Source organism: Pseudomonas sp. 14P_5.3_Bac1 (assembly GCF_025466135.1).
In the GTDB taxonomy this organism is placed as follows: Bacteria; Pseudomonadota; Gammaproteobacteria; order Pseudomonadales; family Pseudomonadaceae; genus Aquipseudomonas.
In genome coordinates, this window is record NZ_JANLOF010000025.1 from 83161 (window position 1) to 101855 (window position 18695).

Genomic DNA, 18695 nt, shown 5'->3' on the forward strand with positions numbered 1-18695 from the left:
ACTCCTTATTGAACGGCTTTACGCGGCGCCATAGGGTCGGCCGGCAAGGTAAAAGAACGCAGATCGATCGTCGGTGCGCCGTCGGCGCCCAGGCGGTGATCCAGAATAAGCAGCTTGGCGTGGGCCAGGCCTTGGCTGAGTTGGCCGAGGTACTGTTCCAGCACGAATGCCTGGCCGGCGGTGGCGTAGGCCTTTTGTTCGGCGCTGAACCGCAGGTCGGCCGCTTGCGCGCCAGCATTCACTTCGCGCGCGGTGGCCAACGCCTGATCGCGGGCAGTGCTGGCCTGCAGCAAGGCCTGGTTGGTCTGTTCGCTGGCAGCGCCGCGTTCGCGGGAGATCAGCGCCTGGGCGCCGATCTGCGCAGCCTGCACGGCGTGATAGGCATTGGCAGCGCCGGCCGGTGGGTGAATCGCTTCGACCACCGTGGCCAGAATCTCCACGCCGCTGTTGAGTTTCTGCAAGTCCGCCTGCACCGAGCGGCCGATTTCGTCGGCCAGTTGGGTGCGTTGCTCACCGAGCAATTCGTCGAGCGTGCGCGAGGCAAAGTCGTGCACCAGGATGCGGCTGGCGGTGCTGCGAATCAGCGTCGGCACATCGGCGCTGTTATAGGTGGCGGCCAGCGCCGCCTGATCGGTCAGGCCAATGCGGTAGACGAACCGCACGTCCATATTGACGATCTGGAAGCTCTGCTTGTCGCCGCGGCTGCTGGCGATCACTTGGGATTTGTCATTCACATGGCTGGCGTCCCACAACCGGTTGGCGATCGTCGGCGCCGGGCCTTCGGCGGCGGCCAGCTCCGGTGTAGCCGCCTCGCTGATGCTGGTAGCGAGTTCATGCACCACGCCATTTTCGACAGTGATGACGCGGCCCAACGGCCACGGCAATCCGACATGCAGGCCAGGGCCGAACACCGCCACTGGCTTGCCGAAGCGTTCATAAATCCCACGGCCTTGCAGGGGCACTTCGTGCACGCCGGTCAGCGCCCAGCCTACGGCCAATACCACCAGCAGCACCGGCAGGAATGCCCGGCGCATGTAGGTAAACGCCCAGATCTGGCGCAAATCGATACCGAAGCGGTTGTGCAACTCGTGCTGCAGCGCCTGCAAGGGTTGTGGCGGCCAACGCAGCAAACCGGCAATAAAGCTTTGCGCCATCAAGCGTGGTTCGAGGCGCGGCTGGCGTGGGCTGAACAGCGACAGTACGGCCCTGAGCAAAAACTCCACGGCGACCAGCCCCGGCAGCAGGCCGATCAACACGGCCAGGCGCAGGGGCCATACAGATTGCGCGCCGGCAAACAGCAGGCAGATCGCGCTGACCACCAGGCACGCAATCGCCACCCGGCTTAATTGCGCCAGCTGTGAGGCTTCCGGCCATTGCGCAGCTGTTTCCTGCGCCAGGCGGCGCTCGAACACCAGCAAGCCAAAGGCCAATGCCAGCCCCAGCGCGGCGCCAACGCTTGCCGATTGCCCCACGGCTGCAGCGGGCAGTGCCAGGTTCCAGAATTCGACAATGCTCAACAGTGCCAGCAACGACCAGCCACTCAACCACAGCACCGGCGCGCCAATCTGCGCCAGCAGGCTGCTGCCGAAACGTCCGGCAAACCGCGCGTACCCGCCCGTGTCTTCAAGCCGCGGCTCGATCAATTCCAGCGTCGGCTCTTCCAGCGCCTGCGCCCGCCAATCGGCGACCCACCACGCCGATTGCAAGCCGGCCACCAACACCCACAAGGCCGACGCGCAGTTGATCAGCACCACCGGCCAGATCGACAGCGGCGCAAACAGGGCGACAAACAATGCCAGCACCCAAGCGCAAACGGCCAGCGCCGTCAGGCTGATGCCGGCCTGGCGCAATCGACGCGCATGAAACAGCCCCTGCTGAAAACGCGGCAAGCCTTCAACCGAAGCGCCGTCAGCTTCTAGATCCACTTGCATCCACTCACGCCCGTTTGTACACAATTCGTTACGATATAACACGCGGCGTGAAATTTTTGTTCGAAAACACCCTGGTTGAACCCTACCGAGAATCCCTGTGGGAGGGGGCTTGCCCCCGATGACGGTGTATCAGCAACAGATCAGCTGACGGCCCCACCACTATTGGGAGCAAGCCCCCTGTCACATTCGTACGTCATTACCTTCGAGACCGTGACTAACCCCCCATAAACACGAGCCATCACTGGTGCAGCCGCCGATTAATCGGCACACTCCAAAACAGTTTTTCGCGGGTAAACGGACAAGGAAGCGTCACCTCCCATGATTTCGATCTATCAGCTCAAACCGCGTTTTCAAAACTTACTGCGCCCACTCGTGCAGCGCCTCTACGACAACGGCACCACGGCCAACCAGATCACCGTGCTGGCCGGCGTGGTGTCCTTACTGGTCGGCCTGCTCATCGCAGGCTTTGCCCAACACCTCTGGCTGTTTGCCCTGATCCCGTTGTGGATGATCCTGCGCATGGCTCTTAACGCCATCGACGGCATGCTCGCCCGGGAATTCGGCCAGCAGTCGCGCCTGGGCGCCTACCTCAATGAATTGTGCGACGTGATCGCCGACAGCGCGTTGATCCTGCCCTTTGCGCTGATCCCCGGCGTGAGCCTGGCGCCGGTGCTGCTGGTCACGTTGCTGGCAGTGTTCAGCGAATACGCCGGTGTGCTCGGCCCGATGGTCGGTGCGTCGCGGCGCTACGACGGGCCGATGGGCAAGAGTGATCGCGCGTTTGTACTGGGTGTGCTGGCCACCGGCGTGGCGCTGGGTTGGCTCGGCGCGGGTTGGGTCAACGCGGTGATGTGGCTGGTCGCGGCGCTGCTCGCCTACACCTTGGTCAACCGCGTGCGCCAGGGCCTCAAAGAAACGACGTCCCCTTCTGCATAAGGAATTTGCGATGCGTGAACAGCAAGAGCACAGCTTCAGTACCCACGATGGCGTCGAGCTTTTCTACCGGCACTGGCCGGCCACTGCGCCGCTTGGCGACGAGCCGCGCAAGGCGATCCTGCTGTTCCATCGCGGCCACGAGCATTCGGGGCGCATTGCCCACATGGTCGATGAACTGGACCTGCCGCACTTCGACTTCTTTGCCTGGGACGCCCGTGGCCACGGCCAGTCGCCCGGCGCGCGCGGCGACAGCCCAAGCTTCGCCACCAGTGCCCGCGACGTGCAAACCTTTCGTGACCACATTGGTGCCACTTACGGCATCGAAGAAGACAATTGCGCGGTGATCGCCCAGAGCGTCGGCGCGGTGATCGCAGCCACGTGGGTGCACGATTACGCGCCGAAAATCCGCGCACTGGTGCTCGCCTCCCCGGCGTTCAAGGTCAAGCTCTACGTGCCGTTCGCGCGGCCAGGCCTGGCGCTGATGCGCACATTTCGCGGCAACTTTTTCGTTAACAGCTACGTCAAGGCCAAGTTCCTCAGCCATGACCCCGAGCGCATCGCGTCCTACGACAGCGACCCGCTGATCACCAAGGCGATCTCGGTGAATGTGCTGCTCGGCCTGTACGAAGCTGCCGACCGCGTTGTCGCCGATGCCCAGGCGATCCAGGTGCCGACCCAGCTGCTGATCTCCGGCTCCGACTTTGTGGTGCACCGCAAACCCCAGCAGCAATTTTTCGACCGCCTGGGCAGCCTGAAAAAAGAACTGCACATCCTGCCCGGCTTCTTCCACGACACCCTCGGTGAACGCGACCGTGCCGTGGCCGTGAGCAGCGCCAGGCGCTTTATCCTGCAGAACTTTGCGCACCCGCTGGACCGCGCCTCATTGCTCGACGCCGACAAGCTGGGCGCCACCTGCGCCGAGTCCGAATCCCTGGCCGCGCCGCTGCCGCGCAACTCTTTGCGCGACCTGTACTGGCGCATGACCCGCGCCAGCATGGGCCTGGGCAAGAACCTCTCGGACGGGGTCAAACTGGGCTTTGACACCGGCTTCGATTCCGGCAGCACACTGGATTACGTGTACCGCAACAAACCCACCGGCAAAGGCGGGCTGGGGCGGATGATCGACACCAACTACCTCAACTCCATCGGCTGGCGTGGCATTCGCCAGCGCAAGCTGAATGTCGAAGAACTGTTGCGCCTGGCCATGGCCAAGTTGCGCAGCGATGATCGCCAGGTGCGCATTGTCGACATCGCTGCGGGCCATGGCCGCTACATTCTCGAAGCCTTACAGGGCGTATCGCCGCTGCCGGAGTCGATCCTGCTGCGCGACTACAGCGACATCAACGTGCGCGACGGTGGCGCGCTGATTCGCGAAAAAGGCCTGGGGGATATCGCGCAGTTCGTCAAAGGCGATGCGTTTGATCGCGCGGACCTGGCGGCGCTCGACCCCAAGCCGACCTTGGCGGTGGTGTCCGGGCTGTATGAATTGTTTGCCGATAACGCCATGGTCGGCGGTTCGCTGGCCGGCCTTGCCGAAGCCGTGGAGCCCGGCGGTTACCTGGTGTACACCGGCCAGCCGTGGCACCCGCAGCTGGAACTGATCGCCCGCGCGCTGACCAGCCATCGTCAGGGCCAGGCCTGGGTGATGCGCCGTCGCAGCCAGGCGGAAATGGATCAACTGGTCGAGGCCGCAGGCTTTCGCAAGATCACTCAGCGTGTGGACGAATGGGGCATTTTCACGGTGTCTCTGGCACAGAAGATCTGAGCATGCGCGAACCCGGTTTATTGAAACCTGCGGTCCTGTGGTTGCTGCTGTTGGCGCCGCTGTTTTTCAGCACCTACGGCTTTGCCACCTGGGTCACCAGCCAGCGCAGCGACGTCGGCACGCTGGTGTTCGGCTGGGAAACCCATATGCCGTTCTGGGCCTGGACCATCGTGCCCTACTGGTCCATCGACCTGCTCTACGGCTTCTCGCTGCTGCTGCCCACTAGCCGCCATGAACTCAAACAACACGCGCTGCGCCTGCTGACCGCCCAGGTGATTGCCGTGAGCTGCTTCCTGATCTGGCCACTGCGGTTCACCTTTGAACGGCCGGCGCTGGATGGCGTATTCGGCTGGCTGTTTGCCGTGCTGGCAGGCTTCGACAAACCGTTTAATCAGGCACCGTCGCTGCACATCGCGCTGCTGGTGATTCTGTGGATCATGTACCAGCGCCACAGCCAAGGCTTCTGGCGCTGGATGGTGCACGGGTGGTTCGCGTTGATCGGTATTTCGGTGCTGACCACTTATCAACATCACTTTATCGACTTACCCACAGGCGCCCTCGCCGGCTGGCTATGCGTGTGGCTGTGGCCGCTGGAGCACCCGAGCCCGCTGTTGAATGCGCGGCTTACGCGGGATCGAAAACGCTGGCGGCTGGGCGTGCGCTATGGCCTGGGCGCGCTGGCCTTGGTGATTCTCGCGTTAACACTCGGCGGTTGGTGGCTGTGGCTGCTGTGGCCGGCGGTTTCCCTGGGTTTGATCAAGGCCAATTACTTGGTACTCGGCGCGCCGGGCTTTCAAAAACGGCTCGACGGCACGCTGACGCCTGCCTCGCGCAGGCTGTATGCGCCTTACCTTGCGGCCGCGTGGATCAACTCACGCCTGTGGACACGCAAGCATCCACAGCCTGACCTGATTGTGGATAACGTCTGGCTCGGTCGAATACCCGCCGCACGCGAGCAAGGTTCATTCAAGGCGATCGTCGATTTGTGCGCCGAATTGCCGATTAATCCACAGGGCCGCACTTATGCATGCGTCCCCGTGCTGGACCTGATTGCGCCGACACCCGCCGAATGCCTGCAAGCCGCCCAAGCCATTGAGCGCCTGCGCGCAAGCGGGCCATTACTGGTGTGCTGCGCCCTCGGTTACTCACGCAGCGCCACGGCCGTTGCTGCCTGGCTGCTGCACAGTGGGCGCGCCACGACCGTGGACGAGGCACTGGCTATTATTCGTACAGCGCGGGCCCATGTGGTCCTGCACCCCGCTCACCGCGAAGCTTTGGAGGGTTTAGCCCATGCCCGCTGATATGGAACTCCAGGTGGTCGCCAGCCTGCTGCGCCGTGGTCGCTCGCTGGATCAGTTATCCACAGGCCTGACGCTGCTCGGCGTGCTTTTCGGCCTGGCCCAGTTGCTGATGGCGAGTGTCGCGCCAATCTGCCTGCTGCTCAGCCTGTGGATGATTGTCCTCGGGCTGCTGCAAAAGTACTGGGCGCTGCGCGTCGCCTTCGATGCCGACCTGTTCGCGCTGCTCGCTCGCGACACCGAGCGCACCCCCGACCTCGACCAGGCCCTGCAAACCCTTGGCCTGCAATCGGCCAAGCGGGTCGGCCGGCCCTGGACCGAACGCCGTCGCGGCGCCCTCAAACTGCTGCGCAAGCAGGCCTGGCTGCTGGGCGCACAAATGCTGCTGACCCTGGCCGTGATCCTCGCCAGCCCTTGGCTACCTTTCGCCGGATAAGGAATTCCCATGTTCGAACCTGTGGTTGCCACCCTGATTACCTCAATGGCCCGCACCGTAACCGGCGCCCGCAGCCTGTGGCTGGGGTGCGCGCCGGTGCCGGTGCAGCGCATCTATTTCGCCAACCACAGCAGCCACGGCGACTTCGTGCTGGTGTGGGCATCCTTGCCGCAGAACCTGCGCAAATTCACGCGCCCGGTGGCCGGCAGCGATTACTGGAACAAAAGTGCGCTGCGCCGTTACATCATCAACCGCGTGTTCAACGGCGTGCTGATCGACCGCGAACGCAAAGACCCTGTGGATAACCCACTGCAGCCTATGCTTGCCGCCTTGGAAGGTGGCGACTCGCTGATTATCTTCCCCGAAGGCACGCGCAATCTCGAAGACGGCTTGCTGCCCTTCAAGAGCGGCCTGTACCACTTGGCAAAAAGTTACCCACAGGCCGAATTGATCCCCGTGTGGATCGCCAACCTCAACCGGGTCATGCCCAAGGGTCGCGTACTGCCGCTGCCATTGCTGTGCACCACCAGTTTCGGTGCTCCCCTGCAATTGGAGGATAACGAAGACAAAGCCGCCTTCCTCGCCCGCACCCGCGACGCCCTGCTTGCCCTTGCCCCGGAGCATGTCTGACATGGATAGCCAAACCCTGATGTTGTTCGGCGGGATCGGCGCCATCCTGGTGCTCGCCTCGCTGATCGGCCTGATCCTCAAGTTGCGCACCCGCGGTACGCCAAATGCGGTCGTCGACAACCTCAACGCCCGTATCAATGCCTGGTGGGTGATGGTCGTGGTGATCGGCATCGCCTTCTGGCTGGGCACCGGTGCGGTGATCCTGCTGTTCTACGCGGTGTCGTTCTACGCCCTGCGCGAATTTCTGACCCTCACGCCGACCCGGCGCAGCGACTATCCGGCGCTGGTGGCCGCGTTCTACCTGGCCTTGCCGCTGCAATACCTGCTGATCTATTCCGATTGGTACGGGCTGTTCTCGATCTTCATCCCGGTGTACGTGTTCCTGCTGCTGCCGATCCTCGCTTCGCTGGGGGGCGACAGCACGCACTTCCTGGAGCGCGCGTCGAAGGTGCAATGGGGCCTGATGATTGCAGTGTTCTGCGTGTCCTTCGTCCCCGCCCTACTGACCCTCGACATTCCTGGCTACGAAGGTCGCAACCTGTTGCTGATCGCCTACCTGGTGATCGTGGTGCAGCTGTCGGACGTGCTGCAGTACGTGTGTGGCAAGCTGTTCGGCAAACACAAGATCGCGCCCAACCTGTCGCCGTCCAAAACCGTCGAAGGCTTTGTTGGCGGGATCCTGCTGTCATCCCTGATCGGCGCAGCGCTGTGGTGGACCACGCCGTTCAACCCGTGGCAGTCGTTCTTGATCGCGCTGCTGATCAACCTGCTGGGCTTTGCCGGCGGCATTGTGATGTCGGCGATCAAGCGCGACCGAGGCGTGAAGGATTGGGGCCACATGATCGAAGGTCACGGCGGGATGCTGGACCGGCTGGATTCGGTGTGTTTTGCCGCGCCGATTTTCTTCCACCTTGTTCGCTACTGGTGGACCTGAGAAATACCACCTCAAGCTCAACGCGGATCACCTGTGGGAGCTGGCTTGCCTGCGATGGCGGTGGGTCAGCAACCCATTTGTTGACTGAAACACCGCTATCGCAGGCAAGCCAGCTCCCACAGTGGTTTTGCGGTGTTTTGAAGTGCTCAGCCTGGCAGGTGCCCCAAAGGCAAGGCGCCTGGGGTTTTCACGGTCTGGATCGCAAAGTTGCTGCGGATGTCCCTCACGCCGGGCAGCTTCAACAGGCTGCCGGTGACGAACCGCTCGTACCCACGCAAATCCGGCACCACCACCTGCAACAGAAAATCCGACTCACCCGACACCAGAAATGCCGAGATCACCTCGGGCAATGCGGTCACCGCCTCCCGAAAGGCATTGGCCTCGGTGTCGTTGTGCCGCTCCACCTTCACGCCGACGAACACCATCATGCCCAGGCCCACTTCTTCGCGGTCCAGGGTGGCTTGATAGCCGCGAATCACGCCAGCTTCTTCCAACAGCCTCACACGGCGCAAACAGGGTGAGGCAGACAGGCCGATCTCATCCGCCAGTTGCACGTTACTCAGCAATCGCTCGGCGCAGCGCCTGCAGCAGTGGTTATTCGGCAGCCTTTTGATCGGTTTTGCGGTGCGTCTCACTTTTGTGCAACACGCCTGAGCGTTTGCGGCCTATTCACGTCATCTTTTGTATCAAAGACGTGTGTAAGATACGCCGCACTTAGCCAGGGATGCTCACCATGTTCGATGCGTTGAAAGCGATCAGCCGCCGTTTTCTCGGCCTGTTAACCACGGTGGTGAGTGCCCTGTTCGGCCAATGGCAGCCGCCTTTCTGGCTGCGCGCCATCGGCCGAGGCCTTGCGAACCTGGGCCGCAACGCTCGCGCCTATCCGCGCCAGGCCGGCGCCGGGGTGTTGGGCCTCGTTTTACTGGCTGGCGCCGGGTTCTATGGCTGGCATTGGTATTCAAACCTGCCGCAGCCGCACACCGTTGGTTATTCGTTGCACAAACCGAACCTGACGGATTACACCCAGCAACCGCCGGTGGTGGATAACTTGCAGGTGCGTTTCGCCGAGTCCGTGGCCCCCTTGGCGGCGATTGGCAAACCGGTGACTGAGGGCATCACCCTCAAACCCAACGTGGCAGGCGCCTGGCGCTGGTCCGATGACCGCACTTTACTGTTCGTGCCAGAAAAAGACTGGCCAGTAGACGCCCACTACACGTTGGACCTGGCGAAGAAAAACCTCCTGGCCGACGGCGTGTTGCTCAGCCAGTACAGCAGCCAGTTTTCCACCCAGCCATTCCGCGCCACCCTGGCACAAAACGAGCTGTATCAAGACCCGTCCAACCCGACGCTGAAACAGCTGGTCGCGACCTTCCACTTTTCCCACCCGGTGGATGAAGACAACCTGCGCAAGCGCGTGTCTGTGACCCTCGGCAAAGGCCTGGCCTACCGCGACGCGCAGTTGCCCAACCGCCCGGAAATCACCTTCGACGACAACAAGCTCAACGCCTACGTACGCTCCGCCGCCCTCGCCACGCCGCTGGAAAGCACGCCGGTCAGCGCCAGGCTCGACGAAGGCATCAAGGCCCGTGACGGCGGCAACGCCAGCACCGCGCCGCTGGTGTCGGAAGTCACCGTGCCCGGCCGTTATCGCCTGACCTTCACCGGTGCCGAAGTCAGCTTTGTCGACAATGAACGCGGTGAACCAGAACCGGTGCTGATGTTCAGCAGCTCCAGCGCCGTCGCCGATGACACCATTGCCGGTAAGGTCCAGGCGTGGCTGCTGCCGGAAAAAGCCCAGGACGACACCCGCCCCTATACCAGCAACGACATCGACGACGCCCTGCTCGCCCGCAGCACCAAGGTCGCCCTGACCCATGTGCCCAGCGTCGAGCCGCTGAACACCTTGCACGCGTTCAAGTTCAAGGCCCCGGCCGGTCGCGCGCTGTATGTGCGCGTGCCCGCCAACCTGGAAGCCATCGGCGGCTATCTGGCGAAAAACCCTACTGCCTCGTTGATCAGCATGCCGGCGTATCCGCGCACGCTGCAGTTCCTGTCCAACGGCGCGCTGCTGAGCCTCAACGGTGAAAAACGCCTGGGCTTCATGGCCCGTGGCGTGCCCGGTGCCCATGTGGAAATCGCCCGGCTGCTGCCCAACCAGTTGCAACACCTGGTAGACCAGAGCAGCGGCAGCTTTGCCCGGCCGAACTTCGGCAATGAATACTTCGACCGCATGGTGGAGCGTCAGTCGCTGGATATTGCGCTGTCGTCCAATGACCCGGCGAAAACCGTTTACGACAACGTCGACCTGAGCCACTACCTCACCGCCAACGGCGGGCGTCGTGGCATTTTCGTGCTCAAGCTCAGCCCTCAGGATGACCCTGCAGAACGCACGTTCGAATACGACCGCAGCAGTACCAGCGACCTGCGCTTTATCGTGGTGACTGACCTGGGCATCATCGCCAAGCGCTCCAGCGACGGCAGCCATGATGTGTACGTGCAGTCGATCGGCAATGGTTCGCCGGTGGCCGACGCACAAGTCGACATCATTGGTCGCAACGGCCTGCCGGTCAGCAGTGGCCGCACCGACACCGAAGGCCATGCGCATTTCGCCAAGCTGGATGAACTGCGCCGTGAGAAAACGCCGCTGATGTATGTAGTCACTCGCGGCAATGACCAGTCCTTCCTGCCGATTGCCCGCCAGTCTCAGCAGCTGGATTTATCGCGCTTTGACGTAGGCGGTTTGGAAGAAGACGGCGCAATTGATCGCCTCAGCGCCTACCTGTTTACCGACCGCGGCCTGTATCGCCCTGGCGAGACCGCGCACTTGGGCATGATCGTGCGCAGCGGCAACTGGAAAGGCGCCCTGCAAGGCCTGCCGGTGGAGCTGCAAATCACCGACCCGCGCGGCCTGGAAGTGATTCGCCAACCCCTGAAGTTATCCACCAGCGGTTTTGAAACCTTTGATTTCCCCAGCAGCGACGTCGCCCCCGCAGGCGATTACACCGCGACCTTGCAGTTGATTGGCGAGAAAAACACCCGCACCGACCTGGGCAGTGTCAGCTTCAAGGTCCGCGATTTCGAGCCGGACCGCATGAAGGTCAGCCTGAGCCTGCACGACACGCCCGTATTGGGCTGGATTCCACCGGACCAGGTGGTGGCCAAAGTCACTGCAATGCACTTGTTCGGCGCTCCGGCCGCCGGCCGCCGGGTGACGGCGAAGATGTCCTTGAGCCCGACGCTTGCGGCCTTCGACCGTTATCCCGATTACCGCTTCCGCCTCAACAACTCGTTGGAAGACGCCAGCACCGAAGACCTCGCCGAAACCACCGTCGACGACAACGGCCAGGCCGTGCTCGACCTTAACCTGCAACGCTTCGCCAACAGCACCTATCGCCTGCAGGTTATGACCCAGGTGTTCGAGGCTGAAGGTGGGCGTAATGTGACGGCGCAAAGTGCGCTGCTGGTGTCGTCCGCGCCGTATCTGGTGGGTGTGAAAAGTCAGGATTCGCTGTCGTACGTCGCCAAGGACGCCCCGCGTCAGGTGCAGTGGCTGGCCGTCGCGCCGGACCTCACGCCATTGGCGGTGGACGGCTTGACCAGTGAAGTGGTCGAGCACCGTTATGTGTCGGTGCTGGTGAAACAGTCCAACGGCACCTACAAATACGAGTCGCGCATCAAGAACATCAGCCAGCCCGCCTCGCCATTGACGATGACCAAGGACGGCGCCAAGCAGACCCTGAACACCGGTACGCCGGGCGATTTCACCCTGCAACTCAAGGATGCCAACGGCAACCTGCTCAACCAGATCGACTACAGCGTGGCCGGACGTGGCAACACGTCGCGCTCCCTGGAACGTAACGCCGAGTTGCAGCTGCGCCTGGATAAACGCAGCTACGCCACCGGCGATGAGATTGCGATCAGCATCCGCGCGCCGTACACCGGCGCCGGTTTGATCACCATCGAGCGCGACAAGGTTTACACCCAGCAATGGTTCAAGGCCGACAGCACCAACAGCGTGCAACATATCCGCGTGCCTGCAGGCCTTGAGGGCAATGCCTACGTCAACGTGCAGTTTGTGCGCGACATTGGCTCGTCCGAGGTCTACATGAGCCCGCTGTCCTACGGCGTGGTGCCGTTCAGCATCAACCTCGATGCGCGGCGCATGGCGCTGAAGGTCGAAGGCCCGGCGAAGATCGAGCCGGGGCAAACTCTGGACATCAAGGTCACCGCCGACCGCCCAGGCCGCGCAGTGGTCTACGCGGTGGACGAAGGCATCCTGCAAGTGGCGCGCTACCAGACGCCAGACCCGTTGGGTTTCTTCTTCCAGAAGCGCGCACTGGAGGTCGGCACCAGTCAGATTCTTGACCTGATCCTGCCTGAATTCAGCCGCTTGCTCAGTGGGGCGGCGCCCGGTGGCGATACGGAAGGCGCCCTGGCCAACCACCTCAACCCGTTCAAGCGTAAACATCAGCCGCCGGTGGCGTGGTGGTCAGGGCTGGTGGACCTGCCGGCCGGTGAAACCGTGCTGCATTACCAGGTGCCGGACAGCTTCAACGGCAAGCTGCACCTGTTTGCGGTGGCGGTGGATGCCGACAGCGTCGGTGTGAGCGAGGCCAACACCGAGGTGCGTGGGCCGATCGTGATCACACCGAACGTACCGGCTTTTGTCGCGCCGGGGGATGTGTTCAACGTGAGCGCTGGCGTGTTCAGCAACCTCGACGCGGCGGCCGATGTGAAGTTTGAAGTGCAGACCAGCGACGGCCTCACCGTGCAGGGCGACAAAGGCAGCACCTTGTCATTGCAGCCGCGCAAGGAAGGCACCGCCGAGTTCAAGATCAAGGTCGGCGAAACCCTCGGTTCGGCGGACCTGCGCTTTATCGCCGTGCTGCCAGACGGCAAACGCATCCAGGTAGCAGAAACCACCTCGATCCGCCCACTGAGCGAACACCGCGTGGCCCTGAGCCTGGGTCGTTTCGACAGCGCCAGCAAAGAGCTCAAGCCAACGCGCGAGCTGTTCAGCCAGCTGCGCGACGTGCAACTGGGCGTGGCAGCCTCGCCGCTGGTGTGGGCCAACGGCCTCAAGCATTACCTGGACGACTACGGCTATGCCTGCACCGAGCAATTGGTGTCCAAGGCCATGCCGGCGTTGATCTGGGGCGGCACGGCGCCAGAAGCCGAGCAAGCCTTCACCAGCGCAGTGCGTATGTTGCGCCAACGCCAGAACCAGGCCGGTGGTTTCGGTTTGTGGGCCGCCAACCCGGATGTGGCGCCTTATGCCAGCCTGTACGCCACCGACTTCCTGATCGAAGCCAAGGAACGCGGGCTACCGGTGCCGGAAGATTTGCTGGTGCGCGCCAATGCTTATCTGACAGACCTGGCCAACGGCCCGAGCGAAGGCCTGTCGGAATTGCGCAACCGTGCCTACGCCAGTTACCTGCTGAGCCGTCAGGGGATTCTGGTGAGCGGCGCCTTGAGCGATATCCGCGAGCGCTACGAGAGTTACTTCAAAGACACCTGGCAGAACGACCTGGGCGCCGCTTACCTGGCCGCCAGCTACAAGCTGCTCAAGCAGGACCGCCAGGCCGATACGCTGTTCCGCAAAATCCCATGGCGCTCCCTTGTGGATAAGTGGGACAGCGACGGCCTGTATTACGACCCGCTGGTGCACGACGCCGAACACCTGCACCTGCTGGCGCGCCACTTCCCTGAGTTGCTGGACGATGTACCAGCAGCCTTGCTGGATAAGCTCGGCAAGCGTCTCAACGAGCAACGCTACAACTCGCTGTCGGCCGCTCTGCTGCTGCGTGCCCTGGACAACTATGGCCAGCGCGCGCAAAGCAACATGACCCTCAAAGCCACCGCCTGGCTGGGCGACAAGCAGCAGCAACTGCTGGAAATGGCCGGTCAACCGCCACGCGCCGCCGTACCGAGTGCCACGCAAAAACTGGTGATGGAAAAAACCGACGGCCCGGCCGCGTTCTACATGCTCAGCGAGGCCGGTTTCGACAAGGGCGCCAAGCTCAAGCCGATCAACAATGGCCTGGAAATCATCCACGAATACCTCGACCTCAAAGGCGAGCCGGTGAGCAAAGTGGCGGTGGGCGATGAGTTCCTGGTGCGTCTGCGCCTGCGTGCGACCGACCGCGACCAAGTGCAACAAGTGGCCGTGGTCGACCTGCTGCCCGGCGGCGTCGAGCCTGTGTATAACTTGCCGCCGGAGCCGGAAACCGCCAGTGCCGATGAAAGTGAAGGCGACGATTCGGAGTACGTGGAAACCGCCGACGGGGATGAAGCGGATGCCTGGCAGGCGCCTATCGGCGAAACCGAACTGAGCAACTGGCAGCCGGACTACGTGGACGTGCGTGATGATCGGGTGGTGTTGTACGGCACCGCACTGCGCGATGTGGGCACTTTCGTCTACCGCGTGCGCGCCACCAACGCCGGCACCTTCAACACGCCACCGGCCTACGCCGAAGGGATGTACGAAACCACCCTGCAAGGGCGCGGCAAAGTAGGCCAGCTTGAAATTACCAAGCCTTAAACGCCTGGCGCCGCTGCTGGCAGCGGTGGTGGTGCTGGTGGGCTTGCGGTTGTGGCCGCACGCCCCGCTGGAACAGGCCGTCACCTCGTCGCGAGTGGTGTTGGCCGACGACGGCGCGCTGCTGCGCATGACGTTGGCGGATGACGGCCAATACCGGTTGTGGCTACCACTTGCGCGCATGTCGCCGTCACTGGTCGAGGCTTTGCTGCTCAAGGAAGACCGCAATTTCTATTGGCACCCGGGGATCAATCCCCCGGCGTTGCTGCGCGCGGCCATGGCCACCTACAGCGGCGGCCAGCGCCAGGGCGGTTCGACCTTGAGCATGCAACTGGCGCGGCGCTTGTGGGATTTGAACACCCGCCAAGTGCCGGGCAAGTTGCAGCAGATGGCCTTGGCGTTGTGGCTGGAGGCGCGCTACAGCAAGCACGACATCCTCGAGGCCTACCTGAATCTGGCGCCCATGGGCGGCAATATCGAAGGCGCCGAGGCGGCCAGTCGCATTTACTTTGGCAAATCGGCAGCACAGTTGTCGTTGTCCGAAGCACTGGCGCTGGCGGTGATTCCCCAGCAACCGGGGCGACGCGCGCGCTTCGGGCCCTCGCTGCAAAACGCGCGGCTGCGCTTGATGGCCGACTGGCGCGAGACTTATCCACACGACCCACGAAACGATAGCTTGCTGGACTTGCCACTGGAGGCGCGCAACCGCCAGCAAATCCCGTTTCTGGCGCCGCACCTGAGCGAACAGTTGCTGGCTTCACAGGCTGGCAACGAGTTGAACACCACGCTCAACCTGCCGCTTCAGCAACTGCTTGAGCGCCTGATTACCGGCTTTATCGCCGAGCGGCGCAGCACAGGCGTGGAGAACGCCACAGCGATCCTGATCGACAGCCGCGACCAGAGCGTAAAAGCGCTGGTGGGCTCGGCGGATTACTTATCCACAAGCATTCACGGGCAGGTCAACGGCGTGTTGGCGCGGCGCTCGCCGGGGTCGACCCTCAAGCCGTTTCTGTATGGGCTGGCGCTGGATCAGGGTGTGATCCACCCCATGAGCATCCTCAAGGATTTGCCGAGCAACTTTGGCTACTTCCAGCCGGAAAATTTCGACGGCAGTTTTATCGGGCCGCTGACAGCGCGGGATGCTTTGATCCGTAGTCGCAATATCCCGGCGGTGTGGCTGGCCAGCCAAGTCAAATCACCCTCGCTGTATGGTTTGCTACAACGCGCCGGCATCCAGGGCCTGCGCGGCGAAAGCCATTACGGCCTGGCGTTGGCCCTCGGCGGTGGTGAGATGACGCCCGAGGAGCTGGCGCGGCTGTATGTGATGCTGGCCGGTGACGGGCATCTGCGGCCGTTACGGTATTTGCAGGAACAGCCGCCATCCACTGGGCCGCAACTGCTCACGCCGCAGGCCGCGTTTATGGTGCGCGATATGTTGCGCCGCAACCCACGGCCGGATGGCTTGCAGAGCCGCCATTGGCGCACCGCGTGGAAAACCGGCACCTCGTGGGGGTTTCACGATGCGTGGAGCGCGGGTCTGGTCGGGCCGTACGTGCTGGTGGTGTGGGTGGGCAACTTCGATGGTCGACCAAACCCTGCGTTTATCGGCGCCAAGACCGCTGCGCCGTTGTTCTTTCGCATCGCTGACGCCCTGCCGCTGGCGCTGCCCAACGTGGTGATAAAACCTGACAAACCACCCGCCGGGTTGGTGCGCATTGAGGTCTGCGCCGCTTCCGGTGAGTTGCCCAACCGCTGGTGCCCGCAAACCCGCAAGACCTGGTACATCCCCGGTGTGTCGCCGATTCGTGTGTCGAACCTGCACCGCCCGGTGCTGATCGACACCCGCACTGGCAAGGCCGCGTGCCCGCCATTTGATGCGCAATACACCCGTGAAGAAGTCTTCGAGTTCTGGCCCAGTGACGTGCAGCGCCTGTATCGCGCCGCCGGCCTGCCCCGGCGCACGCCGCCTAATGTAATGAAAAATTGCCAGCCCAACCGCATCAGCGACCAAAGCGAAGCGCCGCAGATTCGCTCGCCGCTGACCCAGGTGAGCTACCAACTGCGACTGTCCCAGCCGCAGGAAAGTATCCCGCTCAATGCCAACGCGGCCAGCGACGCCGCGACGTTGTATTGGTTTGCCGACCAAACCTTGATCGGCCAAGGCCCGCCGCAAACCACGTTGAACTGGCGGCCGGGCAAGTCGGGCGAATACCGGTTGCGGGTCAGTGATGATCAAGGCCGCAGTGCGAGCCGCGGGTTGAAGGTGGAGTTTGTGCCGTGATCACAGGGTACTTGGCTGGATAAGCGCAGATCCCCCCTGTGGGAGCGGGCTTGCCCGCGAAGACGGTGGCCCAGCAAACAGTGATGTTGACTGACCCACCGCTTTCGCGGGCAAGCCCGCTCCCACATTTGATCTCCTGCGCGACGCCCTGATCAGGCGTCTTCATCGCCGAAGCTGGCTTTGCCGGCATCCTTGGAAAAATGCTTGAAGGCCGCACCCAGCTTGCGTTGCTCGAAGATCGAAAACACCAACGTGCCGAGCAGGATCAGCATCCACACCAGAAACAGCTTCAAGATATCCACCTGAGCCACGAACAGCAGCAGCGTGACCACGCCGCCGATGACCATGCCCAATCCCATCCACGCGCCCAGCACACGACCCACCGCCAGGCGCATGCCCTTGGGCAGGACCAGCCGGGTCGCCATCATCACCACGATGATCGTCAGGAAAAAACCAAACGCCGCCATGAACGGAATCGGGAAACCGCCCTCGCGGTACAGCCAGGCCAGCAGCCGATACACGGGGCCCAGTGGCTCCATTTGCTGATACGTGTCGGGACCGGGTAAATGCAGTTGGGCAAAATGCGCGGGCGTCATGGCCATGATGCCCACGCCGACCATCCCGACCACGGCGGCATAGAAACCGCCGGCGCGCCACAGCGGCGCCAGCACGCGAGTGTTTTCTACATCCTGGGTCAGCGCCAGGCCGAACACCGCGTTGCGCTGTTTGCCCTGGGCAATCGCAGGTTTGCCGTCGCGCTCACAGGCATCGCCAATCAGCATCACGTCCAGGTCCTGGACCAGCAGGATTTCGCCTTGGCGTCGGGAACTGCCGACGAGTTCATAGTCGCCGGGGGCCTTGTTGCCGAACAGATCAATGCCTTCGGCGATCACGCGGATCTCACCCGTTGCATCCTGCAGGCGGAAGTCATTGCAGCGCGCCTCGCCGGATACTCGGCTCCAGCTCCAGTGCCCGTCGTCGTCTTTCTTGCCGTCCTCGACAACCCAGACATAGCCCACGCACGGCTTGCCATTTACCGGCGACAGCTGGGTTTTGTCGGCAATCACTTTGCCGCGCACTTCCACCAGGCCCATCGCCAGCGAACGAATCTGGCTGGTGGCCAGCCGCTGTTCGGTTTTATAGAAACTGGGCCCGAAGCTGAGCAGCAGGCCGACCAGAATGCCCACAGGAAAAAACAGCGCGATAAAAATGTGCGGTGCGTAAGCAATCAAGCTGATGAAGCCTGCGAGCAACACCAGCGTCAACGCGGTTTTCCACTTGGGTTTCTTCGCGACCACGCCTGCCTGGGTGGTTTTCATGCCCCCGGCACCTCAAGCTTCACGCCTTCGTAGCGGGTTTCTTCGGCGCTGATCGCCAGCAACGGAATACGCTGATAGCTGAGCATTCGCGCAAAGAACAGGTCGGGGAACACCGCGATGGCGATGTTGTAGAGGTTGACCGACTCGTTGAAAAACTCACGCCGGTCGGCAATGCGCTCTTCCACGGCCGAAATGGCCTGCTGCAATTCGACCATGTTCGGCCCGGAGATCAACGCCGGATAACTCTCCGCCACCGCAATCACCGATTTGAGCGCGGCATTGAGCTGGTTGGACGCATCGACCTTGTCGTTGAGGCTGCTGGCATTCAGGTATTGAGTGCGCGCGTCGCTGAGCCGGGTAAACAGCGCGTTCTCGTGGTTCATGGCGGTCTGCACCACGCGCATCAGGTCGGGGATCTGGTCGGCCCGTTGCTTGAGCAGCACGTCAATGTTGGCGAACGCCTTATCCACATCGTTACGCCGCATGACCAGGCCGTTGTAGACCCCGACCATCCAGCCGATCACGCCCACGACAATGATCAGCACGACGATGCCGGCGATTAGCAGTTCTATGTTCATGGAAGGCATCCCTGGCTGAGTTATCCACAGGGAGGCATTCTAGGGGGAA

General features: G+C 62.6%; 12 protein-coding genes and 1 pseudogene. 9 read left to right on the top strand and 4 right to left on the bottom strand.

Going from position 1 to position 18695, the window contains the following annotated elements; genetic code table 11:
- Positions 1 to 5 precede the first annotated feature (5 nt).
- The gene (gene hflK, locus NTD89_RS06775; protein ID WP_262206806.1) at positions 6 to 1931 is read right to left on the bottom strand and encodes a protease modulator HflK; all 1926 of its coding nucleotides are present in this window, start codon (positions 1929 to 1931) and stop codon (positions 6 to 8) included.
- A gap of 318 nt (positions 1932 to 2249) precedes the next feature.
- On the opposite strand from hflK, the gene NTD89_RS06780 reads away from it, so the two are divergent.
- The 6 genes from NTD89_RS06780 to NTD89_RS06805 are packed head-to-tail and all read left to right on the top strand — an operon-like array spanning position 2250 to position 7930.
- Positions 2250 to 2867 (top strand): CDP-alcohol phosphatidyltransferase family protein, encoded by a 618-nt coding sequence (locus NTD89_RS06780; RefSeq protein WP_145158369.1) that lies wholly within the window; start codon positions 2250 to 2252, stop codon positions 2865 to 2867.
- 10 nt (positions 2868 to 2877) lie between these two features.
- The gene (locus NTD89_RS06785) at positions 2878 to 4632 is read left to right on the top strand and encodes a bifunctional alpha/beta hydrolase/class I SAM-dependent methyltransferase (RefSeq protein WP_262206807.1); all 1755 of its coding nucleotides are present in this window, start codon (positions 2878 to 2880) and stop codon (positions 4630 to 4632) included.
- A gap of 2 nt (positions 4633 to 4634) precedes the next feature.
- Positions 4635 to 5933, top strand: coding sequence for a phosphatase PAP2/dual specificity phosphatase family protein (locus NTD89_RS06790; RefSeq protein WP_262206808.1), 1299 nt, complete (start codon positions 4635 to 4637; stop codon positions 5931 to 5933).
- Positions 5923 to 6366, top strand: coding sequence for a hypothetical protein (locus NTD89_RS06795; RefSeq protein WP_119741217.1), 444 nt, complete (start codon positions 5923 to 5925; stop codon positions 6364 to 6366). Before NTD89_RS06790 ends, NTD89_RS06795 begins: the two co-directional genes overlap by 11 nt.
- A 9-nt stretch (positions 6367 to 6375) precedes the next feature.
- On the top strand, positions 6376 to 6996 hold the full coding sequence (locus NTD89_RS06800; protein WP_214247381.1) for a lysophospholipid acyltransferase family protein: 621 nt from the start codon (positions 6376 to 6378) through the stop codon (positions 6994 to 6996).
- Position 6997: 1 nt separating this feature from the next.
- Positions 6998 to 7930: a phosphatidate cytidylyltransferase gene (locus NTD89_RS06805; RefSeq protein ID WP_106575956.1), complete on the top strand. Its 933-nt coding sequence runs from the start codon at positions 6998 to 7000 to the stop codon at positions 7928 to 7930.
- A gap of 146 nt (positions 7931 to 8076) precedes the next feature.
- Here the strand turns inward: NTD89_RS06805 and NTD89_RS06810 are convergent, their stop codons facing one another.
- Positions 8077 to 8496, bottom strand: coding sequence for an Lrp/AsnC family transcriptional regulator (locus NTD89_RS06810; protein WP_262206809.1), 420 nt, complete (start codon positions 8494 to 8496; stop codon positions 8077 to 8079).
- 4 nt (positions 8497 to 8500) lie between these two features.
- Here NTD89_RS06810 and NTD89_RS06815 point away from each other — a divergent pair.
- The 3 genes and pseudogenes from NTD89_RS06815 to pbpC form a co-directional block, all read left to right on the top strand.
- Positions 8501 to 8584, top strand: a pseudogene (locus tag NTD89_RS06815) (LysE family translocator); the annotation flags it as partial.
- Between the two features lie 79 nt (positions 8585 to 8663).
- A complete protein-coding gene (locus NTD89_RS06820) occupies positions 8664 to 14471 on the top strand; it encodes an alpha-2-macroglobulin (RefSeq protein WP_262206810.1) in 5808 nt (1935 codons plus the stop codon).
- Entirely contained in the window at positions 14452 to 16749 is a 2298-nt protein-coding gene (gene pbpC / locus NTD89_RS06825) for a penicillin-binding protein 1C (protein WP_262206811.1), read from the top strand. Before NTD89_RS06820 ends, pbpC begins: the two co-directional genes overlap by 20 nt.
- A gap of 152 nt (positions 16750 to 16901) precedes the next feature.
- Here pbpC and NTD89_RS06830 read toward each other — a convergent pair whose 3' ends face one another.
- Both NTD89_RS06830 and NTD89_RS06835 read right to left on the bottom strand, forming a co-directional pair.
- The gene (locus NTD89_RS06830; protein ID WP_262206812.1) at positions 16902 to 18068 is read right to left on the bottom strand and encodes a hypothetical protein; all 1167 of its coding nucleotides are present in this window, start codon (positions 18066 to 18068) and stop codon (positions 16902 to 16904) included.
- On the bottom strand, positions 18065 to 18646 hold the full coding sequence (locus NTD89_RS06835) for a LemA family protein (RefSeq protein WP_262206813.1): 582 nt from the start codon (positions 18644 to 18646) through the stop codon (positions 18065 to 18067). Before NTD89_RS06835 ends, NTD89_RS06830 begins: the two co-directional genes overlap by 4 nt.
- Positions 18647 to 18695 lie beyond the last annotated feature (49 nt).